This is a genomic window from Parahoeflea olei (genome assembly GCF_001703635.1).
Taxonomy (GTDB): domain Bacteria; phylum Pseudomonadota; class Alphaproteobacteria; order Rhizobiales; family Rhizobiaceae; genus Hoeflea; species Hoeflea olei.
On record NZ_LQZT01000048.1, the window covers coordinates 170,936 to 195,558 of the forward strand.

A 24,623-nucleotide genomic window follows, 5' to 3' on the forward strand; every position below is an offset into this window, starting at 1 on the left:
ATGCGGAGGGTCGCGCCGTACGGCTCCGGTCGTTTCACGATGCCATGCGCCGTTCGCCGGGTTGGCTCGGCGCGGGCCGGCTCAGACGTCGCGGATGCAGGCCTTGAAGTGGCCGGGCTCGACCTCTTCGAGGGGCGGCACCTCCGCGGCGCAGCGGTCGATCGCATGTGGGCAGCGGGTCCTGAAGACACAGCCCGAAGGCGGGTTGGCGGGATTGGGGATGTCGCCCTGCAGCACCTGCTGGCCCGAGCGGTCGGCATCCGGGTCGAGGCCGGGGACCGCGGAGATCAGCGCCCGTGTATAGGGGTGCCGCGGCGCCTTGAGGAGCGTTTCGCTGGAAGCGATTTCCATGATCCGGCCGAGGAACAGCACGATGATGCGGTCGCAGACATATTCGACCACGCCGAGATCGTGCGAGATGAACAGCATCGTCAGATTGTTGCGCTGCTGGAGCGACCGCAAGAGATTGATCGTCTGCGCCTGCACCGACACGTCGAGCGCGGAAACCGGCTCGTCGGCGACGATCAGTTCCGGCTCCAGCACCAGGGCGCGGGCGATGCCGATGCGCTGCCTCTGCCCGCCGGAGAATTCGAACGCGTAGCGGTCGAGCGCATCCGCCGGCAGGTCGACCGAGGCCAGCGCGTCGAGCGCCATCTGCCGCCGCTTCTCCCGGCCGCGCACGCCCTGCAGGACCAGACCTTCAGTGAGGATCTCCCCGATCGTCATCCGCGGCGAGAGGCTGGCATAGGGATCCTGGAAAACATACTGCATGCGCTTGCGGAACCGGCGCAGCGCGCGCGGCGACAACGCCGTCACATCGGTGCCGTCGAGCAGCACCTGCCCCGCCGTCGGTTCGATCAGGCGCAGGATGGCGCGGCCGATCGTGGTCTTGCCGCTGCCCGATTCTCCCACCAGCCCGACGGTCTCGCCGCGCGCGACCGTGAACGAGACGTCATCGAGCGCATGCACGGTCTGCCTGCGGCCGATGCCCCGCTGGACATAGTGCTTGGTCAGGCCGCGGACGCTCAGGAAATCCGTTTGCTCACTCATATCTCGTTCCACCTGATGCAGCGCGCGATGTTTCCGGTGTCGGTGGTCTCCAGCGCCGGCGTCGCCTCGCGGCACCGCGCTTCGGCGTGGACGCAGCGGGCGGCAAAGCGGCAGCCGCGCGGCATGTCGCGCAGGCTCGGCACCATGCCGGGAATGGAGAACAGGGGCGTGGCCTGCTTCTTGTGTTCCGACGCGGTTCCCAGTTGCGGCACGCAGGCGAGCAGGCCGCGCGTATAGGGGTGACGCGGCGTCTTGAGAACCTGGCGCACGGTGCCGTGCTCGACGATCTGCCCGGCATACATGACGCTGACGTCGTGGGCGATCTCGGCGACGACGCCGAAATTGTGGGTGACAAACAGCATCGCCATGCCCTGCTGCTGCTGCAGGCTGCGCAGCAGGTTGAGGATCTGCATCTGCACCGTGACGTCGAGCGCGGTGGTGGGTTCGTCGGCGAGCAGCAGGACCGGGTCGCAGGCAAGCGCGATGGCGATCGTCACCCGCTGGCGCATGCCGCCGGAAAACTCGTGCGGATACTGCCGGGCCCGCTCGGCCGCGCCGGGAATGCCGACACGGTCGAGCATCTCTATGGCGCGCTGCATGGCGGCGCGCCGCGACAGGCCCATGTGGATGCGGATCGGTTCGGCGATCTGTTCGCCGACCGTCAGCACCGGATTGAGGCTCGTCATCGGCTCCTGGAAGATCATGCCGAGATCGTTGCCGCGCACCGCTTCGAGGGCCGGCTCGTCGAGCTCGACCAGGTCGCGCACCGCGCCCGCCTTGTCGCGCAGCGCGATCCGGCCCGAGACGATCCGGCCGCGCGCCGCCAGCAGGCGGATCACCGCAAGGCTGGTGACCGACTTGCCACTGCCCGATTCGCCGACCAGCGCCAGCGTCCGGCCGGGGGAGATGTGCAGGCTGATGTCCTCGACGGCAATCAGCCTGGTCTGGCTGCCGCCGAAGCCCACCTTGAGGCCGTCAACGCGCAGCGTCGGCTCCGGGGCGGCGTCCGCCGGAGGGGCGGCCATCGGTTCGGTCATGGGCGAAAGCGGCATGTCATGCTCCTTCCGAACGCGGATCGAAGGCGTCGCGCAGGCCGTCGCCGATGAAGTTGATGGCCAGCACCACCACCACCAGCGCCAGGCCGGGGAACATCCACTGCCACGGATAATTGGTCAGCACCGTCGTGCTGCGCGCGGCAAAGAGCATGTTGCCCCAGCTGGCATCGGGGGGCGGCACGCCGAGCCCGAGGAAGGAAAGCCCGGCTTCCAGCAGGATCGCGCTGGCCACCTGCAGGGTGGCGAAGACCACGAGGATGTCGATCGAGTTGGGCAGCGCATGGCGCCAGATGAGATGGCCGAGCCCGGCTCCCATGCCGCGCGAGGCGACGACGAAATCGCGCTGGCCGAGTTCAAGCAGGCGCGAGCGGACCAGCCGCGACAGGACCGGCCAGGACAGAAGCGAGATGACCAGGATCGTCGGCCCGATGCCCGGGCCGGTGATCGACGCCAGCACCAGGAGCAGGATGACCGGCGGCAGCGTCATCGCCACGTCGACCGAGCGCATCGCGATGGCGTCGGCAATGCGGCCGCCGAGACCCGCGACCGCGCCGATGAGGAAACCGATCACCAGCGAGGCGACCGAGGAGGTGACGGCGACCAAGAGCGAGATCCGTCCGCCCTCGAGCAGGCGCGCGAAGACGTCGCGCCCGACCCCGTCGGTGCCGAGCCAGTGGCTCGCGCTGGGCCCCTGGTTGATGGCGCGCAGGTCGATGGTGTTGGGCCCGATTCCACTCACCAACGGGTGGACCAGCATGAGCAGCAGCAGGCTCGCAAAGACCGCAAGCCCGATCATCGCGCCGGGCTTGGAGCCGAAGCGGCCGAGCGCGCGCCGGGCAGGGCTTTTGGCGCGCGGATGGGAAATAGGTGTCGTTGCCATGTCAGCCGACCTTGATGCGCGGATCGATGAAGGCATAGGCAACGTCGGTGAGGATGTTGGCCAGGATGACCCAGGCCCCCACCGCCAGCGTTCCGCCCATGATCAGGGGATAGTCACGGGCCTCGACAGCAGTCACCATCATCAGGCCCATGCCGGGCCAGTTGAACACGCTTTCGATAAAGATCGCGCCGCCCACGGCGAGCCCCAGCGTCGAGCCGATCAGGGTGACCACCGGCAGCAGCGCGTTGCGCACCGCATGCTTGAGGATCACCTTGCGCCGCGGAACGCCCTTGGCGCGGGCGGTGCGGATGAAGTCCTGGTGCAGCACTTCGAGCAGCGAGGAGCGCATGTAGCGGGCAATCAGCGCGGTCTGGCCAAAGGCGAGAATGAGGGCCGGCAGCGCGAGATGCGACAACAGCCCCGACAGCGTGAACGGCATGCCCGGTTCCTGCATTCCGCCCGCGGGCGCCCAGTGCAGCACGCCGGAAAAGACATAGAGGCCGACGAGCGCCGTCAGGAAGGCCGGGCTCGAAACGCCGACCGAGGAGAGCGCGGCGAGAATCACGTCGGCCGGGCCGTCGCGGCGCACCGCGCCGACGATGCCGATGACGATGCCGAACAGGATCGCCAGCAGCGAGCCCGAGAGCATCAGCAGCATCGACGGACCAATGCTGGCCATGAGAAGCTCGCTGACCGGCTGCCCGTTGCGCTGAAGCGAACGCCCCAGGTCGCCGGTGATCGTTTCACCCAGCCAGTAGATATATTGGAACGGCAGCGGCTGATCGAGGCCGAGGCTTTGCCGCAGCCGTTCCATGTCCTGCTCCGTCATCGACACCATCGGGTCGATATAGGAGGAGAGTGGATCGCCGGGGGCCAGGCGCAGCAGGAAGAAGACCAGCATGCTCAAGGCAAGCAGCAGCAAAATCCCCGCGCCGATCCGGCGAACCACATAGAGCGTCATGTCCGGGACCGTCCCTGTCAGTTGGTTTCGAGTTCCCACAGCTCCGGGTGCATCTCGTAAGGTCCGCCACCGGGTGCAGGCTGCCAGTTGAGGTTCTTCAGCTTCGCCGATTCCACGCCGTAGCGCTTGGTTTCCCACAGCGTCGCCCAGGGCAGGTTCTCGTTCATCGCCTTGCAGACGTCGCTATAGGCCTTGTCCATGCCTTCGGGCGTGGTCTGCTTCATGGCCGTGTCGAAGGCCTCCGAGACGGCGGGGATGTCGACCCGCGTGTAGTTCGAACCGTTCGGCGGAATCTGCGCCGCGTTCAGGCCGATGTTGAGATTGCCCGGATTGGGGCCGTTGGTCAGGCCCGCATAGACGATCTGGAACTGCGACGGGTCGATCGGCTTGGCGTAGATGGTGGCGTTGTAGCCCGCCATGTCCACCGTGCGCGGGGCGATGTTGATGCCGACCTGGGCCAGCATCGCCTGCATGGCGGCCATCACGTTGTTGGCCTGGTCGTTGTTGTAATAGGTCAGCACCGAGATCGGCTTGTCGCCGTTGATCTCGCCCCAGCCGGCTTCTTCGAGCAGGGCGCGGGCCTTGTCCGGATCATAGGCATAGGTCTCGAGCCCGTCCGGCACCAGCCGGGCCGCGCTGTAGCCGCAATTGGCCGCGGTCGCCTTGCCGTTGTAGAGCTGCTCGATGATGGTTTCGCGGTCGATGGCGTACATCACCGCCTTGCGCACCCGGACATCGTCCCAGATCTTGGCGGCGAAGTTGAAGCCGAGATAATTGACGACCTGGGAATTGCCTTCGATCACGCGGAAGGCGCTGTCGGTCTGGAAGTTCTTGATGTCGTCGGCTTCGACATAGCTCACCGCGATCTCGCCCGCCTTGAGCGCCGCGACGGCTGCCGCCGGGGTCTTGAAGTAGCGGTTGACCAGCTGGTCGATCTTCGGCTTGCCGCGACGGTAGTCGGCGAATGCCTCGTATTCGATGTACTGGTTGGGCGAATACTGCTTGAAGCGGAATGCGCCGGTGCCGACCGGATCGGTGATCCAGTAGTCGTTGCGCGCCAGCGTGTCGGGCGCGATCCCGGCGAGCCGGTGCTCGGGCAGCATCATCACCTTGGTCAACGTGTCGAGCAGCGACGAGTTGGGTTGCGACAGCGTCAGCACCACGGTCTGGTCGTCCGGCGTCGCGATCTCGGCGATGGTGGAGAGCCGCGCCACATAGACCGAGCCGCTGGCGGTGTCCTTGGCGAGGTTGAGGGTGAAGGCCACGTCCTTCGAAGTGAAGGGCTCGCCGTCGTGCCACTTGGCGTCGGCGGCCAGCTTGAAAGTGTAGGTCAGGCCGTCCGGCGAGATCTCGAAACTGTCGGCCAGACGACCAACGACCTTTTCGATCTTCTCGTCGTAGATGACGAGCGGTTCATAGGCGAGCGTCAGCGCCATGTAGCCGGTGGTCGCCAGCAGCGGATTGACGTTGTTGGGAAAGCCGCCCGGGCCGACGTCAAAGCCGCCGACCAGGCGGGTCGGGGCATCCTGGGCGGCCGCGAATTGGGTCATTCCCCCGAATGCGATACCAGCCGTCAGCGCGGCTGCCATAATAGCTGTCAGTTTCATCTTTTCCTCCTGTTCAAGATGATTCGTCGGGCGAGTGCCCAATCTCAGTAGCCGGCCTCCGGCTTGTATCGGTTGGGCAAGGCGTCTCCCCACTCGAAAGCGGTGATGACGTCGGATGCGTAGCGGGCCCGGGACCGGCGCGAGGCGGTCGAGGCGAGATGCGAGGTGACCACGATCTTCGGATGCGACCACAGCGGGCTGTCCGCGGGCAGCGGCTCACGGTCGAACACATCGAGGAAGACGCTGGCCAGATGTCCGGAGTCGAGGGCCGCAATCAGGTCGGGCAGGACCACATGTCCGGCGCGCGCCACGTTGATCACCGAAGCCCCGGCCGGAAGCTGGGCAAGCCGTTCGGCATTCAGGATGCCCATCGTCTCCGGTGTCCCCGGCAACAGGCACACCAAGATGTCGGTCTGCTGCAGCAGCGTGTCGAGTTCCTCTTCGCCGGCAAAGCTCCTGACACCGGACAGTTCCTTCGGGCTCCGCGACCAGCCGGCCGTCGCAAAGCCGATGGAAGTGAGCATCGCAGCGGCGGCCGCACCGAGGCTGCCGAGCCCGAGAATGGAGACCCGCTTGCCCGCCACCGCGGTCGAAGGCAGGAACTTGTCCCAGGTGCGGGTCTCGCGCGCCTTGAGGATGCGCGGCAGGTTGCGGTGCGCCGACAGGCAGGCCCAGGCGACGAAATCGGCCATCTGTGCGGCTGTCTCCTCGCAGCCCATCCGCACCAGCGGAATGCTGCGCGACCAGCTCGGGTCGGCGACGATGCGCTCGACCCCGACGGAGGCCGCGCAGATCAGCTGCAGGTTGGGAAAGCTGCCGAGCCGGCCCGGCTCGGGATCGAAGCAGAACACATAGCGGACGCTCTCGGGGTCGACATCGGGGTCGTTCCACCAGCGGATGTCCCGGCCCGGCAGGAACCCGGCAAAGAGGGCGCGCCACTCCTCATACCCCTCTTCCCGGTCTGCTTCGATCAACAGCGTCATCGGATATGCGGTCCAGTTCGCGCCAGCGTTTCACCGTGCCCGCAGCCGGCCTTGCGGCGCCACGGACGATTTCAGCAGGCGGCAACCTGCCGCCCTATGTCTCGTTAAACCGGCGCTTCCGTCCGGTCGGACCGGCTATTTCGCGGCGACCGCTTCGGTCGCCATGCCGGCTTTCTTCCAGGCCGAGTAGCCGCCGGAAATGTGACTGACAGGCTCGAGCCCCATCTCCTGGGCCGTCCGCGTCGCCAGCGCCGAGCGCCAGCCGCTGGCGCAATAGAAGACGTAGGTCTTGCCTTCGGCGAAGACGGGCTTGTGATAGGGGCTTTCGGGATCGATCCAGAATTCCAGCATGCCGCGCGGGCAATTGAAGGCGCCCGGAATGCGGCCGTCCCGCTCCAGTTCGCGGCGGTCGCGCAGGTCGACGAAAACGACGTCGTCGCGCCCGTGAAGCGCCCCGGCCTGTTCGAGCGTCAGGGTTTCGATCTTTTCCTCGGCTTCGTCGATCAGCTGTCGGTATCCGCGTTTCATGACTGTCCTCTCGCGTTTGCAGTGCACATCTGCCGGAGCCTGCCGCCCCGGCGATTGCGCCCTCAGGCCTGGGTGACGGTCACTTTCGGCGACCGGTTGACCACGTCATCGTTCAGGTTGATGCCGAGGCCGGGACCTTCGGGCACCGTGAAATATCCGTCCACGGGCTGCAGGTCGATATCACACAGCTCGACATTGTAGTGTTTCAGCGCATGGCTGTGATGCTCGTGGATGAGGAAATTCGGTATCGCCGTCTCCAGATGCAGTGCGGCCGCGGTGGCGACCGGCGAGCCGCAGACATGGGCCTGGACGAGCACATCGTAGGTGTAGGCGTAGTCGCACATCTTCTTGGCTTCGGTGAGGCCGCCCACCAGCCCGATATCGGGCTGCAGCACCTCGATCGACCGATCCTCCATATAGGCGCGCATGCCGTTGCGACCGAAAATCCGCTCGCCGGCGGCCATCCGCAGCGGGCTGCGGCGGGAAACGATGTCCTGCAGCTTGCTGTCGTGATAGGCGACGGGCTCCTCGTAGTAATAGATGCCGTATTCCTCGAGCGCCTCGCCGAGCTGGAGCGCCGAGGGGATCGTCGTGGCCGAATGCACTTCCAGGATGATCTCGCCCGACGGCCCGAGCGCTTCGCGGATCGCGGCCATGCGCTCGCGGAACATCTCGATCTGCTCATGGGAGAAATATTTGGTGTGCGACGGGTGCCGCTTGCCCTGGCGATCCATCAGCAGCGGATCGACCTTCACGCAGGTGTAGCCGAGCTCCATCACCTTCTTCGTGACGTCGTAATATTCCTGCTGCTTGTAGAGGTGCTCGTATTTCTCGCTCCAGCCGAACTGGATCTGGCTGGCATAGCAGCGCAGCTTCTCGTTGGTCTTGCCGCCGAGCAGCTGGTAGCAGGGCACGCCCAGCGCCTTGCCCTGGATGTCCCAGAGCGCCATATCGATGGCCGACATGGCCGGCAGGATCAGCGGGCCGCCGCACTGGGCCCAGAAGCTCGACCGGTAGATCTTTTCCCAGAGCGCTTCGCGGTTCCAGACATTCGCGCCGATCACGAACCGCTCGGCGACCTCCTTGGTCGCCGCCGCGCCGGCGCTGTGGCCAGCGCCATAGGCGAGCGCGACTTCGCCGACGCCGGTCAGGCCTTCGTCGGTCGTCACCCGCACCAGCACCGGGTGCCACGGGATGATGATGTCCTCCTGCATCTCGATGTCAAAGATCTCGACGGACACGATTTTCATCCTGGTCATCCCCTGCTGTGCCCGTGGCATTGCGCTCGTCTGGGCTCGTTTTGCCTGTTGCGGCCCTAATGCGGCCACGGTCGGAAGGGATACACGAATTACTGAATGATACAAGTCTGTAATTTACAAATGATAAAATATGTAATATTGCCAGTTTCGCTGCCGCTTGTCAGAATGGGGCAAACCGGTAGAGGGGACACACATGCATGACACAGAGGCCAAGGTCGGCGGCGAGGAAGAGGTCAACAGCCCGCTTGCCGATCACGTCTATGGGGAAATTCTCTCGCAGATCCTGAGCGGTCCGCTCGATGTCGGCGCCAAGCTCCCGTCGGAAAACGACTATTGCCGCATGTTTTCGGTCTCGCGGCCGATCGTGCGGATGGCGCTGACGCGGCTCGGGGCCGACGGGATCCTGGAGCGCAAGCGCGGCAGCGGCACCTATATCAAGCGCCGTCCGTCCAAGCGGCTGGCGGATTTCGCCCAGCCCGGCGACGTGGCCGTGCTGCTGCAGTGCATCGAATACCGGATCGAGATCGAGGGCACGGCGGCGGCACTCGCCGCCCAGCGCCGGACCGACCAGCAGCTCGCCAACATCAAGGCGGCCTTCGAGCGGCTGAAGACCGAGGCGATTTCGGATTTCATCACGCCGGAAAGCGATTTCGGCTTTCACAACGCCATCGCCGTGGCGACCGGCAACATCTTCTTCATCGACACGATGCGGATGCTGCAGGAGCAGACGGTCCGGCTTCTCACCGTCTCGCTCGGGCTTACCAAGTCGAGCAACAAGGAACGCATCCGCCGCGTCATCGACGAGCATACGGAAATTTTCGAGGCGATCAGCGCCGGAGATCCCGTGCTGGCATCGGCCGCCATGCGGATGCATCTCGCGCGCTCGCGCCGCCGGCTGACGGACGGCACGCAGGACGCAATCAGCTGAACGGGCAAGGCCCGGCCATAGCCGGCCCGCGCGCGAGAGCGCCGACCGGCCCATTTTGTGCGGAGATTTGAATGGCGACTTACCAAGAGGTCTACCAGTCCTGGCAGGCCGATCCCGAAGGGTTCTGGCTGGATGCGGCAAAGGCCATCGACTGGGTCGAGCCGCCGCGGGCCGGACTGTCGAAGACTGCCGACGGCATCGACGAATGGTTCGCGGATGCGATGGTCAACACCTGCTGGAACGCGGTCGACCGCCACGTCGCCGCAGGCCGCGGCGACCAGACCGCCATCATCCATGACAGCCCGGTCACCGGCACCGTCACCCACATCTCCTTTGCCGAGCTTCAGGACCGCGTCTCCCGCCTTGCCGGCACGCTGGTCGCCAGGGGCGTCGGCAAGGGCGACCGGGTGATCGTCTACATGCCGATGGTACCGGAAGCGCTGGAGGCGATGCTCGCCTGCGCCCGCATCGGCGCGATCCATTCGGTCGTCTTCGGCGGCTTCGCCGCCAACGAACTGGCCGTGCGCATAGACGACGCCACGCCGAAGGCGGTGCTGGCCGCCTCCTGCGGGATCGAGCCGGGCCGGATCGTCCACTACAAGCCGCTGCTCGACCAGGCGATCGCCATGGCGCGCCACAAGCCCGATTTCTGCCTGATGCTGCAGCGCGAGCAGGAGCGGGCCGACCTGGTCGAGGGCCGCGATTTCGACTGGCACGAGGCGCAGCAGGGCGTCGCCCCCGCCGAGTGCGTCCCGGTCGAAGGCACCCACCCGGCCTATATTCTCTACACCTCCGGCACTACCGGCCAGCCCAAGGGCGTCGTGCGGCCGACCGCGGGCCAGCTCGTCGCGCTCTCCTGGTCGATGCGCAACATCTACGATGTCCATCCTGGCGACGTGTTCTGGGCGGCCTCCGATGTCGGCTGGGTCGTCGGCCACAGCTATATCTGCTACGGCCCGCTGATCAACGGCAACACCACCGTCCTGTTCGAGGGCAAGCCGGTCGGCACGCCGGATGCCGGCACGTTCTGGCGCGTCATCTCCGAGCACAAGGTGCGCAGCTTCTTCACCGCGCCCACCGCCTTCCGCGCCGTCAAGCGCGAGGACCCGCAGGGCGAGTTCATCGGCAAATATGATCTGAGCGCGCTCAAATATGTCTTCCTGGCCGGCGAACGGGCCGATCCCGACACCGTGCGCTGGGCCGAGGAAAAGACCGGCAAACCGGTGATCGATCACTGGTGGCAGACCGAGACGAGCTGGAGCATCGCCGCCAATCCGGCGGGCATCGAGCTTCTGCCGGTCAAGCGCGGATCGCCTTCGGTGGCCATGCCCGGCTACAAGATCGAGGTGCTCGACGAAGCCGGGCATCCGGTCGCACCGGGAACGCTGGGCGCCATCGCCATCCGCCTGCCGCTGCCGCCGAGCTGCTTCACCACGATCTGGAACGCCCATGAGCGCTTCGTGAAGTCCTATCTCGAGCATTTCCCGGGCTATTACGAAACCGGCGATGCCGGCATGATCGACGAGGACGGCTATGTCTACATCATGGCCCGCACCGACGACGTGATCAACGTGGCCGGGCACCGGCTGTCGACGGGCGGCATCGAGGAGGTGGTCGCCAGCCATCCCGACGTGGCCGAATGCGCGGTGATCGGCGCGGCCGACAGGCTCAAGGGCCAGGTGCCGGTCGCGCTGATCTGCTTCAATGCGGGCGTGACCCGCGATGCGGACGAGATCCGCAAGGAAGTCGTGGCGCTGGTGCGCGACCGGATCGGGCCGGTCGCAGCCTTCCGCCAGGTGGTGGCGGTCGACCGGCTGCCCAAGACCCGCTCGGGCAAGATCCTGCGTGCGACCATGGTCAAGATCGCCGATGGCGAAACCTACAAGGCGCCCGCCACGATCGACGATCCGGCGATCCTGGACGAGGTCACCGAAGCGCTGAAATCGCTCGGCCTGGCCCGGCCCGCCGGCGAGGCGTGAGACAAGCGCATCCGGCGCGGCGATCAGGCCGCGCCGGATGCAAGACCCCGGCCCTTCAGGCGCCGGACAGTTCGTCAAAGGCCTCGGCAAGCCGGCGCACGCCGCGCTCGAAATCCCCGGTCGGGCCGGTGGAGAAGCCCAGACGCATGTAGCTGCCGAAGCGATCCGCCGGACCGAAGGCGTTTCCGGGCACGAAATTGACGCCCTTCCCGGCTGCCAGCGGCAGCAGCTGCGCGGCCTTGAGCCCGCCTGCCAGTTCGACCCAGAAGAAGAACCCGCCCTCGGGCTTGGACCAGCGGCCGCGCGCCCCGAAATGGGCAGAGAGCGCCGCATCCAGCGCGTCGCGCCGGTCGCGGTAGACGTCGCAGGCTTTTGCCACGCTCGAGGCGAATCCTTCGGACAGCACCCGGGCGGCCAGTTGCTGCACCAGCGTGCCGCTCTGGATGTCCTGGATGTATTTGAGCACAGCGAGCCGGGCGATGATTTCCGACGGCCCGACCACCCAGCCGATCCGCAGGCCCGGCGCCACCGTCTTGGAGAGCGAACCCAGATGCAGCGTGCGCGCCGTCTCGATGGTATGGCGGCCGGCATCGATCTCGAGCAGGCCCGGCAGAGGGGCGCCATCATAGCGCAGCAGGCCGTAGGGGTCGTCCTCGATCAGGATCGCGCCCTGCCGATGCGCCGCCTCGACCCGCCTCATTCGGTCCGCAAGCGGCAGGGACGCCCCGGTCGGATTGTGGAAATTGGGAATCTCGTAGATCAGCGCCGGCTGCTGCGGGCCCGCGTCCGGATCGGCGAGGGCCAGCCCCAGCGCCTCGAACACCTGCAGCGCGCCGGTATAGGCCGGCAGGCTGGCAAGCACGGTCTCGCCGGGATCGGCAAAAGCGCTGGTGGCGAGAAACAATCCCTGTTGCGAGCCGTTGGTGATCAGCACGTTTTCGGGACCGCAGGCGACGCCGCGCTCCCGCATCAGGCCGCTGACCGCGGCGCGCAGATCGTCGGTGCCGGCGCCTGCCGAATATTGCAGGCTGTCGGCGGCGCTGTCCGGGTCCGACAGAAGCCGGCCGAGCTCTTCGCGCAGCCGTCCGGCCGGAAACAGGGCGGGGTCCGGGTGCCCCTTGCTGAAGGAAACCGTATCCGCGCGGCCGGCCTGGGCCGCGCGGATGCCGGAGGGTTTTGCCCGTGTTGCCAGTTGCGACAGGCGCAACGGCAACACGGTGTCCTGGGAGGGAAACTCGGCCATGTCGTCAGAACCCGAAATAGCGCGGCACCCACATCGTCAGCGCCGGAACCATGCCGATGATGATCAGAAGCACCGCCTTGACCAGCAGGAACGGCATCATCTCCTTGACCAGCTGGCTGAAGTCGAGCCGGACAACGCTGCACATGGCGAACAGGACATAGCCGATCGGCGGCGTCGCGAGGCCCACCGTCACGTTGACGATCAGCATGATGCCGAGCTGCAGCGGATCGACGCCGGCGCTGTAGGCGAGCGGCGCGACGATCGGGCCGAACAGGATCAGCGCCAGCGCGGAATCCATGAACATGCCGAGGATCAGGAACAGGGTGTTGATGATCAGGATCAGCAGGAACGGCGATCCGGCGGCGAAATCGAAGATGAAGGCCACCTTGCCGGCCAGGTCCTCGAGCGCGAAGATCCAGGTCATCGACAGCGCGCCGGCAATCATGAACAGGAGCCGCGCCGATTCGAAGGTCGTGTTCATGAAGATCTTGCCCACCTGCCTGAGGCTCAGGGCGCGGTAGATCAGGAGCGACACGACCAGCGCATAGACGACCGAGGCGGCCGCCGCTTCGGTCGGCGTGGTGATGCCGCCGACGATGCCGCCGATCAGGAACACCGGCATCAGCAGCGCAAGCGCGGCGTCGCGGGTGCCTTCCATGAAGGCGGGGAACGAGCGATCCACATCCGAAAGCGGAAAATCGCGCTTCTTGGCCTGGATGCGGATCACCAGCATGTCGGCCACCGCCATCAGCACGCCGGGAACGAGGGCTGCCAGGAACATGCCGCCCACGGAGACATTCATGATCGCGCAATACAGGATGATGATGCCGCTCGGCGGAATGATCGGGCCCACCAGCGACGAGGCCACCGTGACGGCGGCGGCGAAGTGGCGCGGATACCCGGCCTTCTCCATCGCCAGCACCTCGATCTTGCCGAGTGCGGCGATGTCGCCGACCGCCACGCCGGTGAGGCCGGAGAACAAGAGGCTCGCCATCACGTTGACATAGGCGAAACCACCACGGACGCGGCCGATCACCATGTTGGAGAAGTGCAGCAGCCGGTCGGCCATGCCCGAGCGGTTCATCAGTTCGCCCGCAAGCAGGAAGAACGGAATGGCGATCAGGATGATGTTGTCGAGACCCTCGAAGATCTTGGCGGGAAGAAGCTCGATGAGGACCGGCGTCGGGCCGGTGAGGAAGTAGAGGCCCGTCGTCGCCAGCATCGCGAACGAGATGGGCACCCCGATGAAGATCATCCCGAACAGGACGATCAGAACAATATCGATGGTCATCTGGTTATTCCCACATATCAGAGGTCGTCCTGGGTCCGGAAGGACCCGTCCATCACCTGGTCCTGGCGCGGGATCAGGGTGAGCTTGGCGCCGAACAGCGCGCCGATGTCCTGAACGAGCAGGATGAGGTTGAACACGAGCGTCAGCCCGAAGCCCGCGACGACCGAATAGGCCGGCAGCCCCATGTCGATCTGGAGACCCCAGGCGAACACGCCGCTCATGCCCTCGGCGAACTTGATGCCCTTGACGACGACGACGGCGCTGGTGGCGATCAGGATGATCCGCACCACGAAGTTCCTCAGGATCTTCAGTTTCGGGCTGAAATTGTCGGAGAACACCGTGAGCGTGATGTGGTCCTCAAACAGGGACAACACGCCGCCGCCGAGCATGACGAGCCAGATCATCGCGAACCGGGTCAGTTCCTCGGACCATGGCGGCGAATAGGAAAACAGGTAACGGGTAAAGACCAGGCTGGCCATGACGGACAGCATTGTCAGCAGCAGCACAAGCTGCACCCAAGAAATCATGCGACAAAGCGCCAGCAATACCTTTGCCATGAAGCCCCTCCCTCTGAGTGATTGCTGCAGGCCGCCGACAATCCGGCGGCCTGCCGATGAGATACATGCCCTGACGCCGGGGCCAGCTTTCCGCGGCCCGGTCATTCAACCCGGCCGCGGAAGGCTTCAGTTGGCCGTCTTGGCGTTGGCTTCCTCGGCTGCCGTCAGGAAGCACTGGAGGATTTCCGGATCGACGCTGTCCTTGATGTAGGCCAGCGCGGGTGCCTGGGTGAGTTCACGGAACTGCTGCTTCTGCTCGGGCGTCGGGTCGTAGATCTCCACGCCGTTGCTCTCGAGATAGGCCCGGTCCTCCTTCTCGGCCTTGGCCGAGATCTCGCGGTTCAGGTCGCGGAAGTTTTCCGATGCGGTCTTGACGATCTGCTGCAGGTCTTCCGGCAGGCTGTCGAGCCATTTCTGATTGAAGTAGAGCGCGCCCGGCGAATAGACGTGGCCATCCATGATGATGTGCTTCTGCACTTCCTCGAGCTTGGGAATGCGGAAGATCGCGAGCGAGTTTTCCTGGCCGTCGACCACGCCGGTCTGCAGCGCGGTGTAGAGATCCTGCCACGGAACCGGGGTCGGCGAGGCGCCGAGCGACTTGACGATTTCCATGTGGACCGGGTTGTTCATGGTCCGGATCTTCAGGCCCTTGAGGTCCTCGACAGAGGTCAGCGGCTTGTTGGCGGAGTAGTTCCGGTAGCCGCCGTTCTCGTGCCAGACCATCGCGCGCATGCCACTCTTCTTGGCAAGGCTGTCGGAGAGCTGCTGGCCGCACGGTCCGTCGAGCACCTCATAGGCCGCAGCGCGGTCGTTGAACAGGTAGGGAATACCCAGCACCTGGACGTTCTGGTCGTAGGGCGAGGCGAAGCCGTCGGCGCCCATTATGGCCTCGACGAGGCCGTTTGCGACCATGTTGACGACGCTGTCGGTCTTGCCGAGCTGACCCGACCAGAAGATGTTGACGGCCATGCGCCCGTCGCTCTTCTCCTCGATTTCCTTCTTGAAGGCACGCAGCGGGGTGTGGGTGAAATGCTCGCCCTCGATCTCGCTGTCGCTGATCGAGAACTTCATCGTGTAGTCGGCGGCAATCGCCGTCGACGCGGCCAGAAGGGCGATGCCGCCGATGGCGAGCCCCTTGAGCGTTTTGGTGGTCAGGTAAGACATGTGTTTCCTCCTCATGTTGAAGACCGTTTGTTGGGCCGGTCGGTACCTGTTTCACGTTTCGGCCGGCAGCTTCGGGATGCGTCTCCTCACGTCATCGCCTCTCCCGTTGGACCGGTCCGGCTGCCGCGGCATCCGCCCGGTCCACGCCTGCAAGCCTGGACATCTGCTGTTCCGGACGATCCGGATCTGGCCATCTCTGCGGACCCCGTGGCCCCGGCCTCTCCCGATCTCCGATGTCACTTCCTCCCCTGTTGGCGACCCCCTGGTCTGTTGATCGGCCGTGCCGCGCCGCGGCGTTCGGTATGCATGCTCACAGCGGCACCACCTTGCCCGGGTTCATGATCCCGAGCGGGTCGAGCGCATCCTTGATCCGGCGCATCAGCTCGAGCGCGAGCGGGTCCTTGTGCCTCGACATGCTGGCAAGCTTCTGCAGGCCGATTCCGTGTTCGGCCGAAAACGAGCCGGCATGGCGCATGGTCACGTCGTCGATAACGGCGCGGATGCGGCCAAGATGGGCCGGCGACTTGTCGGCCGGGCAGACGACCACATGCAGGTTGCCGTCGCCCAGATGGCCGACGGTCCAGTGCGGCGCATCCGCATCGGCCTCGCCCAAGGCGGTGTCGAGCGCTTCGGCGAAGTCGCCGATCCGGTCGAGCGGCACCGAGACGTCGGCCGCGACCACCGGCGTCAATCCGATGGTCAGTTCCGGCGCGATCTCGCGCAGCCGCCAGAAACCGGCGCGCTGGCCTTCGGTCTGCGCAACCAGCGCGTCCCCGATCAGTCCGTCCTCGATGCAGTCGCCGAGCACGTCGGTGAGACAGTTGACGAGCGGGACGCCGCCATCGGCGCGCGGCGCGCAGTCGTCGGGCGCACTGGAGGCCAGCTCCACCAGGATCGCCAGGGCGGGATCGCTCGCGAAGGGCGGAACGACCGGGGCGGAGCTGCGGCGCAGCTGCGCCAGATAGCGCGCGGGCATCACCTCGAAGGCCTCGATGGCGTTTCCGGCCACCCGCCTGAGCCGGTTGAGGACAGCAAGCCCCTCGTCAAACCCGTTTACGGCCAGAAGCGCGGTCGCCCGTCCGGCCGGCAGGTCGGTGAGCGTCAGCACCGCGCCGGTGATGATGCCGAGCGTTCCCTCTGCCCCGATGAAGAGCTGCTTCAAGTCGTAGCCGGTGTTGTTCTTGCGCAGTGCCACCATGTCGTCGAGCACGCGGCCGTCGGGCATCACCACCTCGAGGCCGAGGCAGAGCGCCCGCGTCATGCCGTGGGCCAGCACATTGGCGCCGCCCGCATTGGTCGACAGCACGCCGCCGATCATTGCCGATCCCTGGGCGCCGAAGGCGAGCGGAAAGCGGAGTTCGAGTTCGGCAAGCCTTGTGTTGAGATGCTCGACGATGACGCCCGCATCCACGGCGGCGGTGCGCCCGCTGGCGTCGATGGCGCGGATCCGGTTCATCCGTTCGAGCGACACGATCAGTCCGCCATCCGCCTTGGTGCCGCCGACGAGACCGGAATTGCCACCCTGCGGAATAACGGGGATCTGCCACTGGCTCGCTAGGCGCAGGATGTCCGACACTTCACCGGTCGAACCCGGCCGCACCACCGCAAGCGGGCTCGACGGATACTGCCCGCGCCAGTCGCGCCCGTAGCGCTCCGCCTCGGCCCCGGTCAGCACATTGGCCGGGCCGCAGAGCTGCCCCAGCCGCGCGATCATGTCCTCGCGCGGCGGAACGGCCTGGATTTCGCGGTCCTGGTCGGCGCCGGACATCATCCGCCGGTTCCGGTCCTGGCGCTGCCGATGCTCTCGAAGGCCCCGTCGATGTCGAGCAGCAAGTCCTCGATGTCTTCCAGCCCGACGGCGAGGCGCACGAGATCTTCGGGAATGCCGAAACGGCGGCGCTCCTCCTCGGTGTAGGTCGCATGTGTCATGCCCGCAGGCAGCTGCACCAGCGTTTCGGCGTCACCGAGGCTGACGGCGCATTTGATCAGCTTGAGCGCGTTGATGAAGCGCATGCCCATCTCGCGCCCGCCCACCAGCTGGAACGACACGACCGCGCCGCCGCCCGACATCTGGCTCCTGGCGAGCGCGACGTCCTTGAACCCGGGAAGCATCGGATAATGCACAGCGCGAACCGCGGGGTTGGCGGACATGTGTTCGGCAATCGCCAGTGCCGAGGCGCAATGGGCCTTCATCCGCAGGCTGAGCGTCTTCAGCCCGCGCAGGATCAGGAAGGCGTTGAACGGAGAAATCGTCGCGCCGGTGATCATGCGCAGTCCGGCATTGCGGATCGCGGCGATGGTCTTGGCGGACCCGACCACGATCCCGCCGAGAAGGTCGCCGTGGCCTCCCAGGAACTTGGTGGCCGAATGCACGACGATGTCCGCGCCGAGCGCGATCGGCTGCTGGATGATCGGCGAGGAAAAGGTGTTGTCGACGATGCAGAGCGCGCCTACGGCATGGGCCATCTGCGCGATCCGACGGATGTCGATGATGCGCATGTTGGGGTTCGACGGCGTTTCGAAGAACACCAGCGCAGGCTTTTTCGCAAACTCGGCCTCGAGTGCATCGGGATCGGTGAAGTCGGCGAAGACCACCTCGACGCCGAACCGGGTGATGTGGTTGGCGAAGAAGGAATAGGAGCAGCCATAGATGACCTGGTCGACCAGCACCAGATCGCCGGCCTTGGCGAGCGACAGGATCGTCGCGGTGATGGCGGCGATGCCGGAGGCCAGGGCGAGGCCGGCCTCGCCGCGTTCGAGATCGGCGATGCGGGCCTCGAGAATCGCCTGCGTGGGGTTGCGCGAGCGGCCATAGACATAGCCCGCCCGCTCGCCGGCGAAGGTCGCGACCCCGTCTTCCGCCGTTTCGAAGGCATAGGTCGAGGTCAGGTAGATCGGGGGCGTCAGCGCGCCGTTCTCGCTCGCCGGATCGTAGCCCAGATGGATGGCGCGGGTGGCGGGGCCGGCCCCGCCGAGCAGATTGTCCTTGGTCATCGTGTTCCCACCTTTTTGCTGATGTGGCCCGCAGGCCTGTCGCCGCTGTCCGGCCCGTTGACGCAGGGCCCGGCCGTGTCTCGATCTTTCCCGCCCGTCATGATACCACCCGGATGTAGCCCGGCCGGCCGGCCGTTAGTCCGTTCACCCGGTCGACGATCGCCTGGGCGTCGATTTCGAAATGGCGGCGCAGGTCGGCAATGGTTCCGGTCTGGCCGAAATGCTCGACCCCGAGCGGGATCGTGCGGTGTCCGTGCACGGAGCCGACCCAGGCGAGCGTTGCGGGATGGCCGTCGATGACGGTGACGATGCGGCAATGGGCGGGTAGATCCTGGAGCAGCCGTTCGATATGGCTCGCCGCATCCTTCACCCCGCGCGAGCGCACCCGCTGCGCCGCGGTCCATCCGGCGTTCAACCGGTCCGCCGAGGTCACCGCAAGGACGCCGATGTCGCGCCGGCATTCGCCGAGGATGCCGGCGGCCCGGATCGCTTCGGGCGCGACCACGCCCTGGTAGACGATCACCGCCTCACAGTTCGGTCCCGGCTCACGCATCCAGTAGGCGCCGGCGATCACGTGCTCGCGGAACCGCTCGTTCACCTCACGCTGCGGCTGTTCGAGCGGCGCGGTCGACAGGCGCAGATAGACAGACCCGCCGGTCTCGTCGCGCAGCCAGGTGCGCTCGTCGAGATCGGCCTTGCCGTCGCGCTGCATGTAGTCGAAAGCCCATTCCATGATGATGGCGAGTTCGTCGGCAAAGGCCGGCTCGAACGCGGCAAGCCCGTCCTGGCTCATGCCCACCAGCGGCGTGCCGATCGACTGGTGCGCGCCGCCCTCGGGCGCCAGCGCCACGCCGGAGGGCGTGCCCACCACCATGAAGCGCGCGTCCTGGTAACAGGCATAGATCAGCGCATCGAGGCCGCGGCAGACGAAGGGATCGTAGAGCGTGCCGATCGGGAACACACGCCGCCCGAACAGGGCGTGCGACAGGCCGGCCGCGCCGAGCGCGGTGAACAGGTTGTTTTCCGCGATCCCGAGTTCGACATGCTGGCCTTCCGGCAGGAAGTCCCATTTCGCCGTGGAAGGAATCCGCTCGGCGCGGAACACATCGGCCAGTTCCCGGCGGGCGAACAGCTTGCGGCGGTTCACCCAGGGGCCGAGGCTGGTGGTGCCGGTCACATCGGGCGAGAGCGTCATGATGCGTTCGGCCAGGCCGCTGTCGCTGCGCCCCAATGCATCCATGATCTTGCCGAAGGCGAGCTGGCTCGCGATCACCCGGTCGCCCGGCGTCTCGATCGAGGGCACCTCGATCCGGCGGTCGGAATAGCGCCGGCTGCCGGCGGCGAAGAAGGGCACCGCATCGAGGAAGGCGCGGAAGCCCGCCTCGTCCTCGACGCCCGCGAAGCGGTCCCACTCGGCGCCGTGCGGAATGCCCATGTGCTCCTGCCACTCGGCCATCTGGGCGACCGTCATCAGGCCGCCGTGATTGTCCTTGTGTCCGGCGATCGGCGTGCCCCAGCCTTTCACCGTATAGGCGAGGAAGCAGGTCGGCATGTCGTCATCGATCGCGGCGAAGGTCTCCGCCATGGTCTCCACGCAATTGCCGCCAAGACCTTCCATCAGGGCCGCGAGTTCATCGTCGCTGCGGCTTGCGATCAGCTTGGAGACATCGCCCTGGTCGCCGAGCGCATCCATCAGCCGCGCGCGCCAGGTCGCGCCACCCATATAGGTCAGCGCCGAATAGAGCTGATTGGGGCAGTCATCGATCCATTGTTTCAGGCGATCGCCGCCCGGCTCGTTGAAAGCCGCGCGCTGCAGGGCGCCATACTTGACCTTGACGACGCGCCAGCCGAAAGCCTCGAAGATCTTCTCGATCCGCTCCCAGAGCCCTTCCTGGACGATGCCGTCGAGCGACTGGCGGTTGTAGTCGACCACCCACCAGCAATTGCGCAGGCCGTGCTTCCAACCCTCCTGCAGCGCCTCGTAGACATTGCCTTCGTCGAGTTCGGCGTCGCCGATCAGCGAGATCATCCGCCCCTCGGGCTTGCCGCCCCAGGGCTTGGCCGAGATGAAGTCCTGGACGATGGAGCTGAACACGGTGATCGCCGCGCCGAAGCCGACCGAGCCGGTGGAGAAATCGACATCGTCCTTGTCCTTGGTCCGGCTCGGATAGGACTGGACGCCGCCATAGCCGCGGAAGCGCTCCATCGCGTCGCGGTCGAGATTGCCCATCAGATAGTGCATCGCATGGAACAGCGGCGAGGCATGCGGCTTGACCGCCACACGGTCGCCCGGCCGCAGCGTCGAGAAATAGAGCGCCGTCAGGATCGATACCATCGAGGCCGAGGAGGCCTGGTGCCCGCCGACCTTGATGCCGTCGGGATTGTCCCGCAGATGGTTGGCGTTGTGGATCATCCAGTGGGACAGCCAGAGCAGTCGCTGTTCGACGGTCTTGAGATGGCCTGCCGGGTGGGGGATGGTCACGTGTGTCATCGATTCAGCACCCTCGCGAGGCGGTCGAGGCGGGCGCCGAGCCAAGGGCCGGCGCCAGGCACAGGGCGACGCGGCGCCAACCGTCATTGCCGGACTGGCGCATCTGGTCAGGCGAAAGATCCGCTTTCGCGCTGAAAATCCCGGGCTTCGTAACCTTCATCCTATCCTCCCCATTGATCCCGGATCCCCCGGCGATCGATGCCGCGGCACGCGTGCCGCTCCTCACGCCAGACCTGAAGCGACCTCCTCCAGACCGGCGATATCCTCCCAGTGTCGCGAAACCTCATCCAGCAGGCGTTCGAAGATGGCGCGTTTGCGGCCGAGATAGCCTGCCACGGCGCCGCCCTCAGGTTCGATCTCCGCTCCCGCGGGCGCCAGATAGCTGCCGTTCGGCGCAGCTTCGTCATCCGAACCCGTATCGAGCGCGCCCGTGGCCACCGCCGCCAGGCCGCGCAGTGCGGTCTCGCCGCCCGCATGGGGCTGCACCGGGCGCTCGAGCACATTTGCCAGCAATTGCAGGAACACCGGATCGCGGGCCACGCCGCCGCCCACCGAAACCATTTCCCGGTCGTCCGTGCCGAGATCGGCATGGGCCATGCGGGTGAGGAAGGCCACGGCTTCGCGCGCCGCCCAGCTGATCTGCTCGGGCGTGGTCCGGGCGCTCACGCCGAAGGCCGCCGCCGAGGCAAAGGGATGGGCGATCGGGGCGCGCTCACCGCCCGGCTCGAAGAACGGGTGGAGCACGACGCCGGAATAGGCCGGGCGGTAGCCGGGCTGCATCTCTGCGCCCAGGACCCGGGCCGCATGCCGGAACACGGTGCCGCCGTTGAAGGCCGGATGGAAGCAGAGGAACCCGCCACCGCCGGCAAAGCGCTGGACCATGCCGCCCGAATGTTTCCGCGGAATGGCGGCGGCCTCGGCGAAATAGCGTCCGTGAATTGCACTGGTGCCGAAGATCGAGGCGCGCGTCAGCTCGAATCCGGGACCGACGCCCAGGCCGACAAAGGTCGACTGCACGTCGCCGGGACCGAGAATGACCGGCAGGCCCTCGGGCAGCGCCATCCGCCCGGCCGCCTGTTTCGACAGGCCGGCGATGCAGGACCCGACCGTCCCGATCGGGGGCAACAATTCGGTGCCCTTCTCGAGCCCGAGCAGGCCGGGAATATCAGGATGCGCTTCGCCGCTGCGCCAGTCGCCCCAGGCGGGGAGCACGCTTCCGGATTCCGCGCACAGCGTCCCGGTCATCCGGAAGAACAGCCACTCCTTGAGCCGCAGCGCGTGCCGGATCGAGGCGAAGCGCTCGGGCTCGTTTCGCTGCAGCCAGAGCAGTTGCAGCGTCTGCGACGCTGCCGTCGGCCGTGACGAGGTGATCGCCTCGACCGCATCGAGCGCAGCGGGCATGGAGGCGAGCAGCGCCGAGGCACGGCCGTCGAGCCATGTCATCGCCTTGCCCGCCGGCTGGCCCTCGCCATCGAGCGGCCAGAGCCCGTCGCCCTGCGCCGTCAGCGCGAAGGCGCAGATCTCGCCCGAAACCTGCAGAAGGCACTGGCTGACAGCGGCCTCGGCGTCGGCGATCGTGCGTTCCATGTCCTGCTCGACACGGTTGCCATGGCGTTCCAGCGCCGAATTTGGGATCTCGGCATGGGCCACGGCGCGGCCGTCCCGGTCAAAGACCGCGGCCTTGACGGTGGTTGTGCCGGAATCGAGGCAAAGGACGAGATCGGACGCCATGGCCTTGAAGGTCAGCCGGCCTTGAGCGCGCGTTCGGTGGCTTCCGACTGCTGCCCGTAGGTCTTGAACTTCTCCACCACATCGGCGATCTGCACATCAGTCAGAACCGGCGGCTCGCCCATCGGCAGGCAGTTCAGGTAATGGGTCGCCAGTTCCTCGACGCTGACGGCGAGCGAGAGCGCCCGGCCGATCGACACATGGGCCGCGATCACGCCGTGGTGGGCGAGCAGGCAGGCGCGCCGGCCTTCGAGCGCGACCAGGATGCGATCGGCCAGTTCCTGCGAGCCGAAGATCTCGTAGGGCGCGCAGCGGATGGTCGGGCCGCCCGCCGCGGCGATGGCATAGTGCACCGCCGGGATATCCTTGTTGAGGATGGAGACCGAGGTGGCGTTGGTCGAATGGGTGTGAACGACCGCATTCAGGTCCGGGCGCGAGCGCAGGATGTCGCGGTGAAAGCGCCATTCGCTGGAGGGGCGGACGTCGCCTTCGTATTCGGCATCCCAGTTCATCTGAACCACATGCTCGGGCACGAGCTTGTCATAGGGAATACCGGTCGGCGAAATCAGGAAGCCGTCGCCGTGACGAACGGAAATGTTGCCGGCGGTTCCCTTGTTGATGCCGAGCCCGTTCATGGCCCGGCAGGCCTCGATCAGTTCCGTGCGCAGTTTCAGTTCCAGGTCGGACATGCGGTTACCTCGCGCTATAGAGCGGTTGCTTGCCGTCAAGGATGCTTGCGACATCCGCGGCGATCATGTTGGCGGCTTTCGATACGCTGTATCGGGAGGCGCCGGCGATGTGGGGCGAAAGCGTCACGTTCGGAAGCTTCAGCAACGGCCAGTCGGCCGGCGGCGGCTCGGGATCGAAGGTGTCGAGAGCGGCACCGGCGAGATGACCGGACTTGAGCGCATCGTAGAGCGCCTCGTAGTCGAGCACTTCGCCGCGCGTGGTGTTGACGATATAGGCGCCCTTCTTCATCCGCTCGATGCGCTCGCGGCTGATCATGCCGCGCGTTTCGGGGGTCACCCTGGGGTGCAGCGTGACGACGTCCGCCGTGGCGAGCAGATCGTCGAGCTCGACCTTGGTGACGCCCAGCGCCCGGTCCTCGTCGGTGAGCTGCTTGAACGGGTCAGAGACGATGATGCGGCAGCCGAAGGGAGCCGCCAGACGAGCGACACGCGTGCCGATGTCGCCGTAGCCGACGATGCCCAGCGTCAGTTCGCCGAGTTCCGGGCCGACATGGTCGATATGGTAGAACTCGCGCCGGAACTCGCCGCTGACCACGTTGAGATGGCCGCGGATCAGGTTGCGGGTTTCGGCCAGCAGCGAGCCGATGGTGAATTCGGCGACGGCCGAGGCATTGCGGCCGGGCGTGTTGACGACCGTTACGCCGCGTTCCGCCGCCGCCGCACGCTCGATATTGATCGGCCCGCCGCGCGCGACCCCGATCACCTTGAGCCGGGGCGCATGGTCGAAGCTTGCAGCTGTGATCGGCGCCAGGTGGGTTACGAGGATGTCGATGTCGGAGAGGAACTCGAAATAGTCCTCGGGACGGCCGACGAATTCGCCGATCGGCAGCACCGGATCCTTCTTCGTCGACTTGACCGAAAGCGGCCAGCCGAGCTCCATTTCCTTGTAGGTCACCTGCCGGCCCGCCAGCTTTTCCTCCAGCGCCTTGCGGAAGAAGGACGGGTTCATGAATCCGTCGCCGATGATGCCGATAATCAATGGGTCAGTCCCCGTCATGCGCGCCGCTTTCGTTTTTCCAACCAACGGCATACCTCGCCCGGCGATCTGCCGGACATGCCGCAGCCATGTCTGTTTGAGGGAGGCCGGTCCGGATCGGGCAGCCTCTTCGAGGTTCAAACCAACTTGACATGTCTCTCCAATATTTACAACTATGAGGCCGCGATTTGTATAAATAT

The 24,623-nt window shown here is 66.1% G+C and carries 20 protein-coding genes; 2 read left to right on the plus strand and 18 right to left on the minus strand.

The features are described 5' to 3' along the window. Nucleotides 1-81: 81 nt before the first annotated feature. The 8 genes from AWJ14_RS19285 to AWJ14_RS19320 all read right to left on the minus strand — a co-directional run bounded on the left by AWJ14_RS19285 (nucleotide 82) and on the right by AWJ14_RS19320 (nucleotide 8,314). Entirely contained in the window at nucleotides 82-1,050 is a 969-nt protein-coding gene (locus AWJ14_RS19285) for an ABC transporter ATP-binding protein (RefSeq protein WP_066183236.1), read from the minus strand. After that, complete coding sequence (locus AWJ14_RS19290; RefSeq protein ID WP_245304374.1) at nucleotides 1,047-2,102, minus strand: ABC transporter ATP-binding protein; 1,056 nt, start codon at nucleotides 2,100-2,102, stop codon at nucleotides 1,047-1,049. The genes AWJ14_RS19285 and AWJ14_RS19290 overlap by 4 nt, the downstream gene beginning before the upstream one ends. 1 nt (nucleotide 2,103) lies before the next feature. Next, nucleotides 2,104-2,985: an ABC transporter permease gene (locus AWJ14_RS19295; protein ID WP_139112706.1), complete on the minus strand. Its 882-nt coding sequence runs from the start codon at nucleotides 2,983-2,985 to the stop codon at nucleotides 2,104-2,106. Nucleotide 2,986: 1 nt separating this feature from the next. Beyond that, nucleotides 2,987-3,946, minus strand: coding sequence for an ABC transporter permease (locus AWJ14_RS19300; RefSeq protein ID WP_066183241.1), 960 nt, complete (start codon nucleotides 3,944-3,946; stop codon nucleotides 2,987-2,989). A 17-nt stretch (nucleotides 3,947-3,963) separates the two neighbouring features. After that, a complete protein-coding gene (locus AWJ14_RS19305; RefSeq protein ID WP_066183243.1) occupies nucleotides 3,964-5,553 on the minus strand; it encodes an ABC transporter substrate-binding protein in 1,590 nt (529 codons plus the stop codon). A 44-nt stretch (nucleotides 5,554-5,597) separates the two neighbouring features. Continuing rightward, a complete protein-coding gene (locus tag AWJ14_RS19310; RefSeq protein WP_066183246.1) occupies nucleotides 5,598-6,536 on the minus strand; it encodes a 2-hydroxyacid dehydrogenase in 939 nt (312 codons plus the stop codon). Between the two features lie 135 nt (nucleotides 6,537-6,671). Then, a complete protein-coding gene (locus AWJ14_RS19315; RefSeq protein WP_066183250.1) occupies nucleotides 6,672-7,064 on the minus strand; it encodes a rhodanese-like domain-containing protein in 393 nt (130 codons plus the stop codon). Between the two features lie 62 nt (nucleotides 7,065-7,126). Continuing rightward, nucleotides 7,127-8,314 (minus strand): mandelate racemase/muconate lactonizing enzyme family protein, encoded by a 1,188-nt coding sequence (locus tag AWJ14_RS19320; RefSeq protein ID WP_066183254.1) that lies wholly within the window; start codon nucleotides 8,312-8,314, stop codon nucleotides 7,127-7,129. Nucleotides 8,315-8,516: 202 nt separating this feature from the next. On the opposite strand from AWJ14_RS19320, the gene AWJ14_RS19325 reads away from it, so the two are divergent. Together AWJ14_RS19325 and AWJ14_RS19330 are read left to right on the plus strand one after the other, a co-directional pair. Next, nucleotides 8,517-9,251, plus strand: coding sequence for a FadR/GntR family transcriptional regulator (locus AWJ14_RS19325; RefSeq protein WP_066183257.1), 735 nt, complete (start codon nucleotides 8,517-8,519; stop codon nucleotides 9,249-9,251). A 71-nt stretch (nucleotides 9,252-9,322) separates the two neighbouring features. Further along, on the plus strand, nucleotides 9,323-11,230 hold the full coding sequence (locus tag AWJ14_RS19330) for a propionyl-CoA synthetase (RefSeq protein ID WP_066183260.1): 1,908 nt from the start codon (nucleotides 9,323-9,325) through the stop codon (nucleotides 11,228-11,230). A gap of 55 nt (nucleotides 11,231-11,285) precedes the next feature. Here AWJ14_RS19330 and AWJ14_RS19335 read toward each other — a convergent pair whose 3' ends face one another. The 10 genes from AWJ14_RS19335 to AWJ14_RS19385 form a co-directional block, all read right to left on the minus strand. Further along, nucleotides 11,286-12,473 (minus strand): aminotransferase-like domain-containing protein, encoded by a 1,188-nt coding sequence (locus tag AWJ14_RS19335; protein WP_066183263.1) that lies wholly within the window; start codon nucleotides 12,471-12,473, stop codon nucleotides 11,286-11,288. Nucleotides 12,474-12,477: 4 nt separating this feature from the next. Then, a complete protein-coding gene (locus AWJ14_RS19340; RefSeq protein ID WP_066183266.1) occupies nucleotides 12,478-13,764 on the minus strand; it encodes a TRAP transporter large permease in 1,287 nt (428 codons plus the stop codon). A gap of 17 nt (nucleotides 13,765-13,781) precedes the next feature. Further along, nucleotides 13,782-14,321 (minus strand): TRAP transporter small permease, encoded by a 540-nt coding sequence (locus AWJ14_RS19345; protein ID WP_171904907.1) that lies wholly within the window; start codon nucleotides 14,319-14,321, stop codon nucleotides 13,782-13,784. Nucleotides 14,322-14,447: 126 nt separating this feature from the next. Continuing rightward, on the minus strand, nucleotides 14,448-15,485 hold the full coding sequence (locus tag AWJ14_RS19350) for a TRAP transporter substrate-binding protein (protein ID WP_066183272.1): 1,038 nt from the start codon (nucleotides 15,483-15,485) through the stop codon (nucleotides 14,448-14,450). Between the two features lie 310 nt (nucleotides 15,486-15,795). Then, on the minus strand, nucleotides 15,796-17,256 hold the full coding sequence (locus AWJ14_RS19355) for an FAD-binding oxidoreductase (RefSeq protein WP_210183572.1): 1,461 nt from the start codon (nucleotides 17,254-17,256) through the stop codon (nucleotides 15,796-15,798). Then, a complete protein-coding gene (locus AWJ14_RS19360) occupies nucleotides 17,253-18,479 on the minus strand; it encodes a trans-sulfuration enzyme family protein (protein WP_066183275.1) in 1,227 nt (408 codons plus the stop codon). Before AWJ14_RS19360 ends, AWJ14_RS19355 begins: the two co-directional genes overlap by 4 nt. A 97-nt stretch (nucleotides 18,480-18,576) precedes the next feature. After that, nucleotides 18,577-20,970, minus strand: a complete 2,394-nt coding sequence (locus AWJ14_RS19365; protein ID WP_066183278.1) for a 1-deoxy-D-xylulose-5-phosphate synthase N-terminal domain-containing protein — start codon at nucleotides 20,968-20,970, stop codon at nucleotides 18,577-18,579. 222 nt (nucleotides 20,971-21,192) lie between these two features. Further along, nucleotides 21,193-22,701, minus strand: a complete 1,509-nt coding sequence (locus tag AWJ14_RS19375) for an FGGY family carbohydrate kinase (RefSeq protein ID WP_066183284.1) — start codon at nucleotides 22,699-22,701, stop codon at nucleotides 21,193-21,195. Between the two features lie 11 nt (nucleotides 22,702-22,712). Further along, nucleotides 22,713-23,387, minus strand: coding sequence for a class II aldolase/adducin family protein (locus AWJ14_RS19380; protein WP_066183287.1), 675 nt, complete (start codon nucleotides 23,385-23,387; stop codon nucleotides 22,713-22,715). A 4-nt stretch (nucleotides 23,388-23,391) separates the two neighbouring features. Next, on the minus strand, nucleotides 23,392-24,444 hold the full coding sequence (locus tag AWJ14_RS19385; protein WP_066183290.1) for a 2-hydroxyacid dehydrogenase: 1,053 nt from the start codon (nucleotides 24,442-24,444) through the stop codon (nucleotides 23,392-23,394). Nucleotides 24,445-24,623 lie beyond the last annotated feature (179 nt).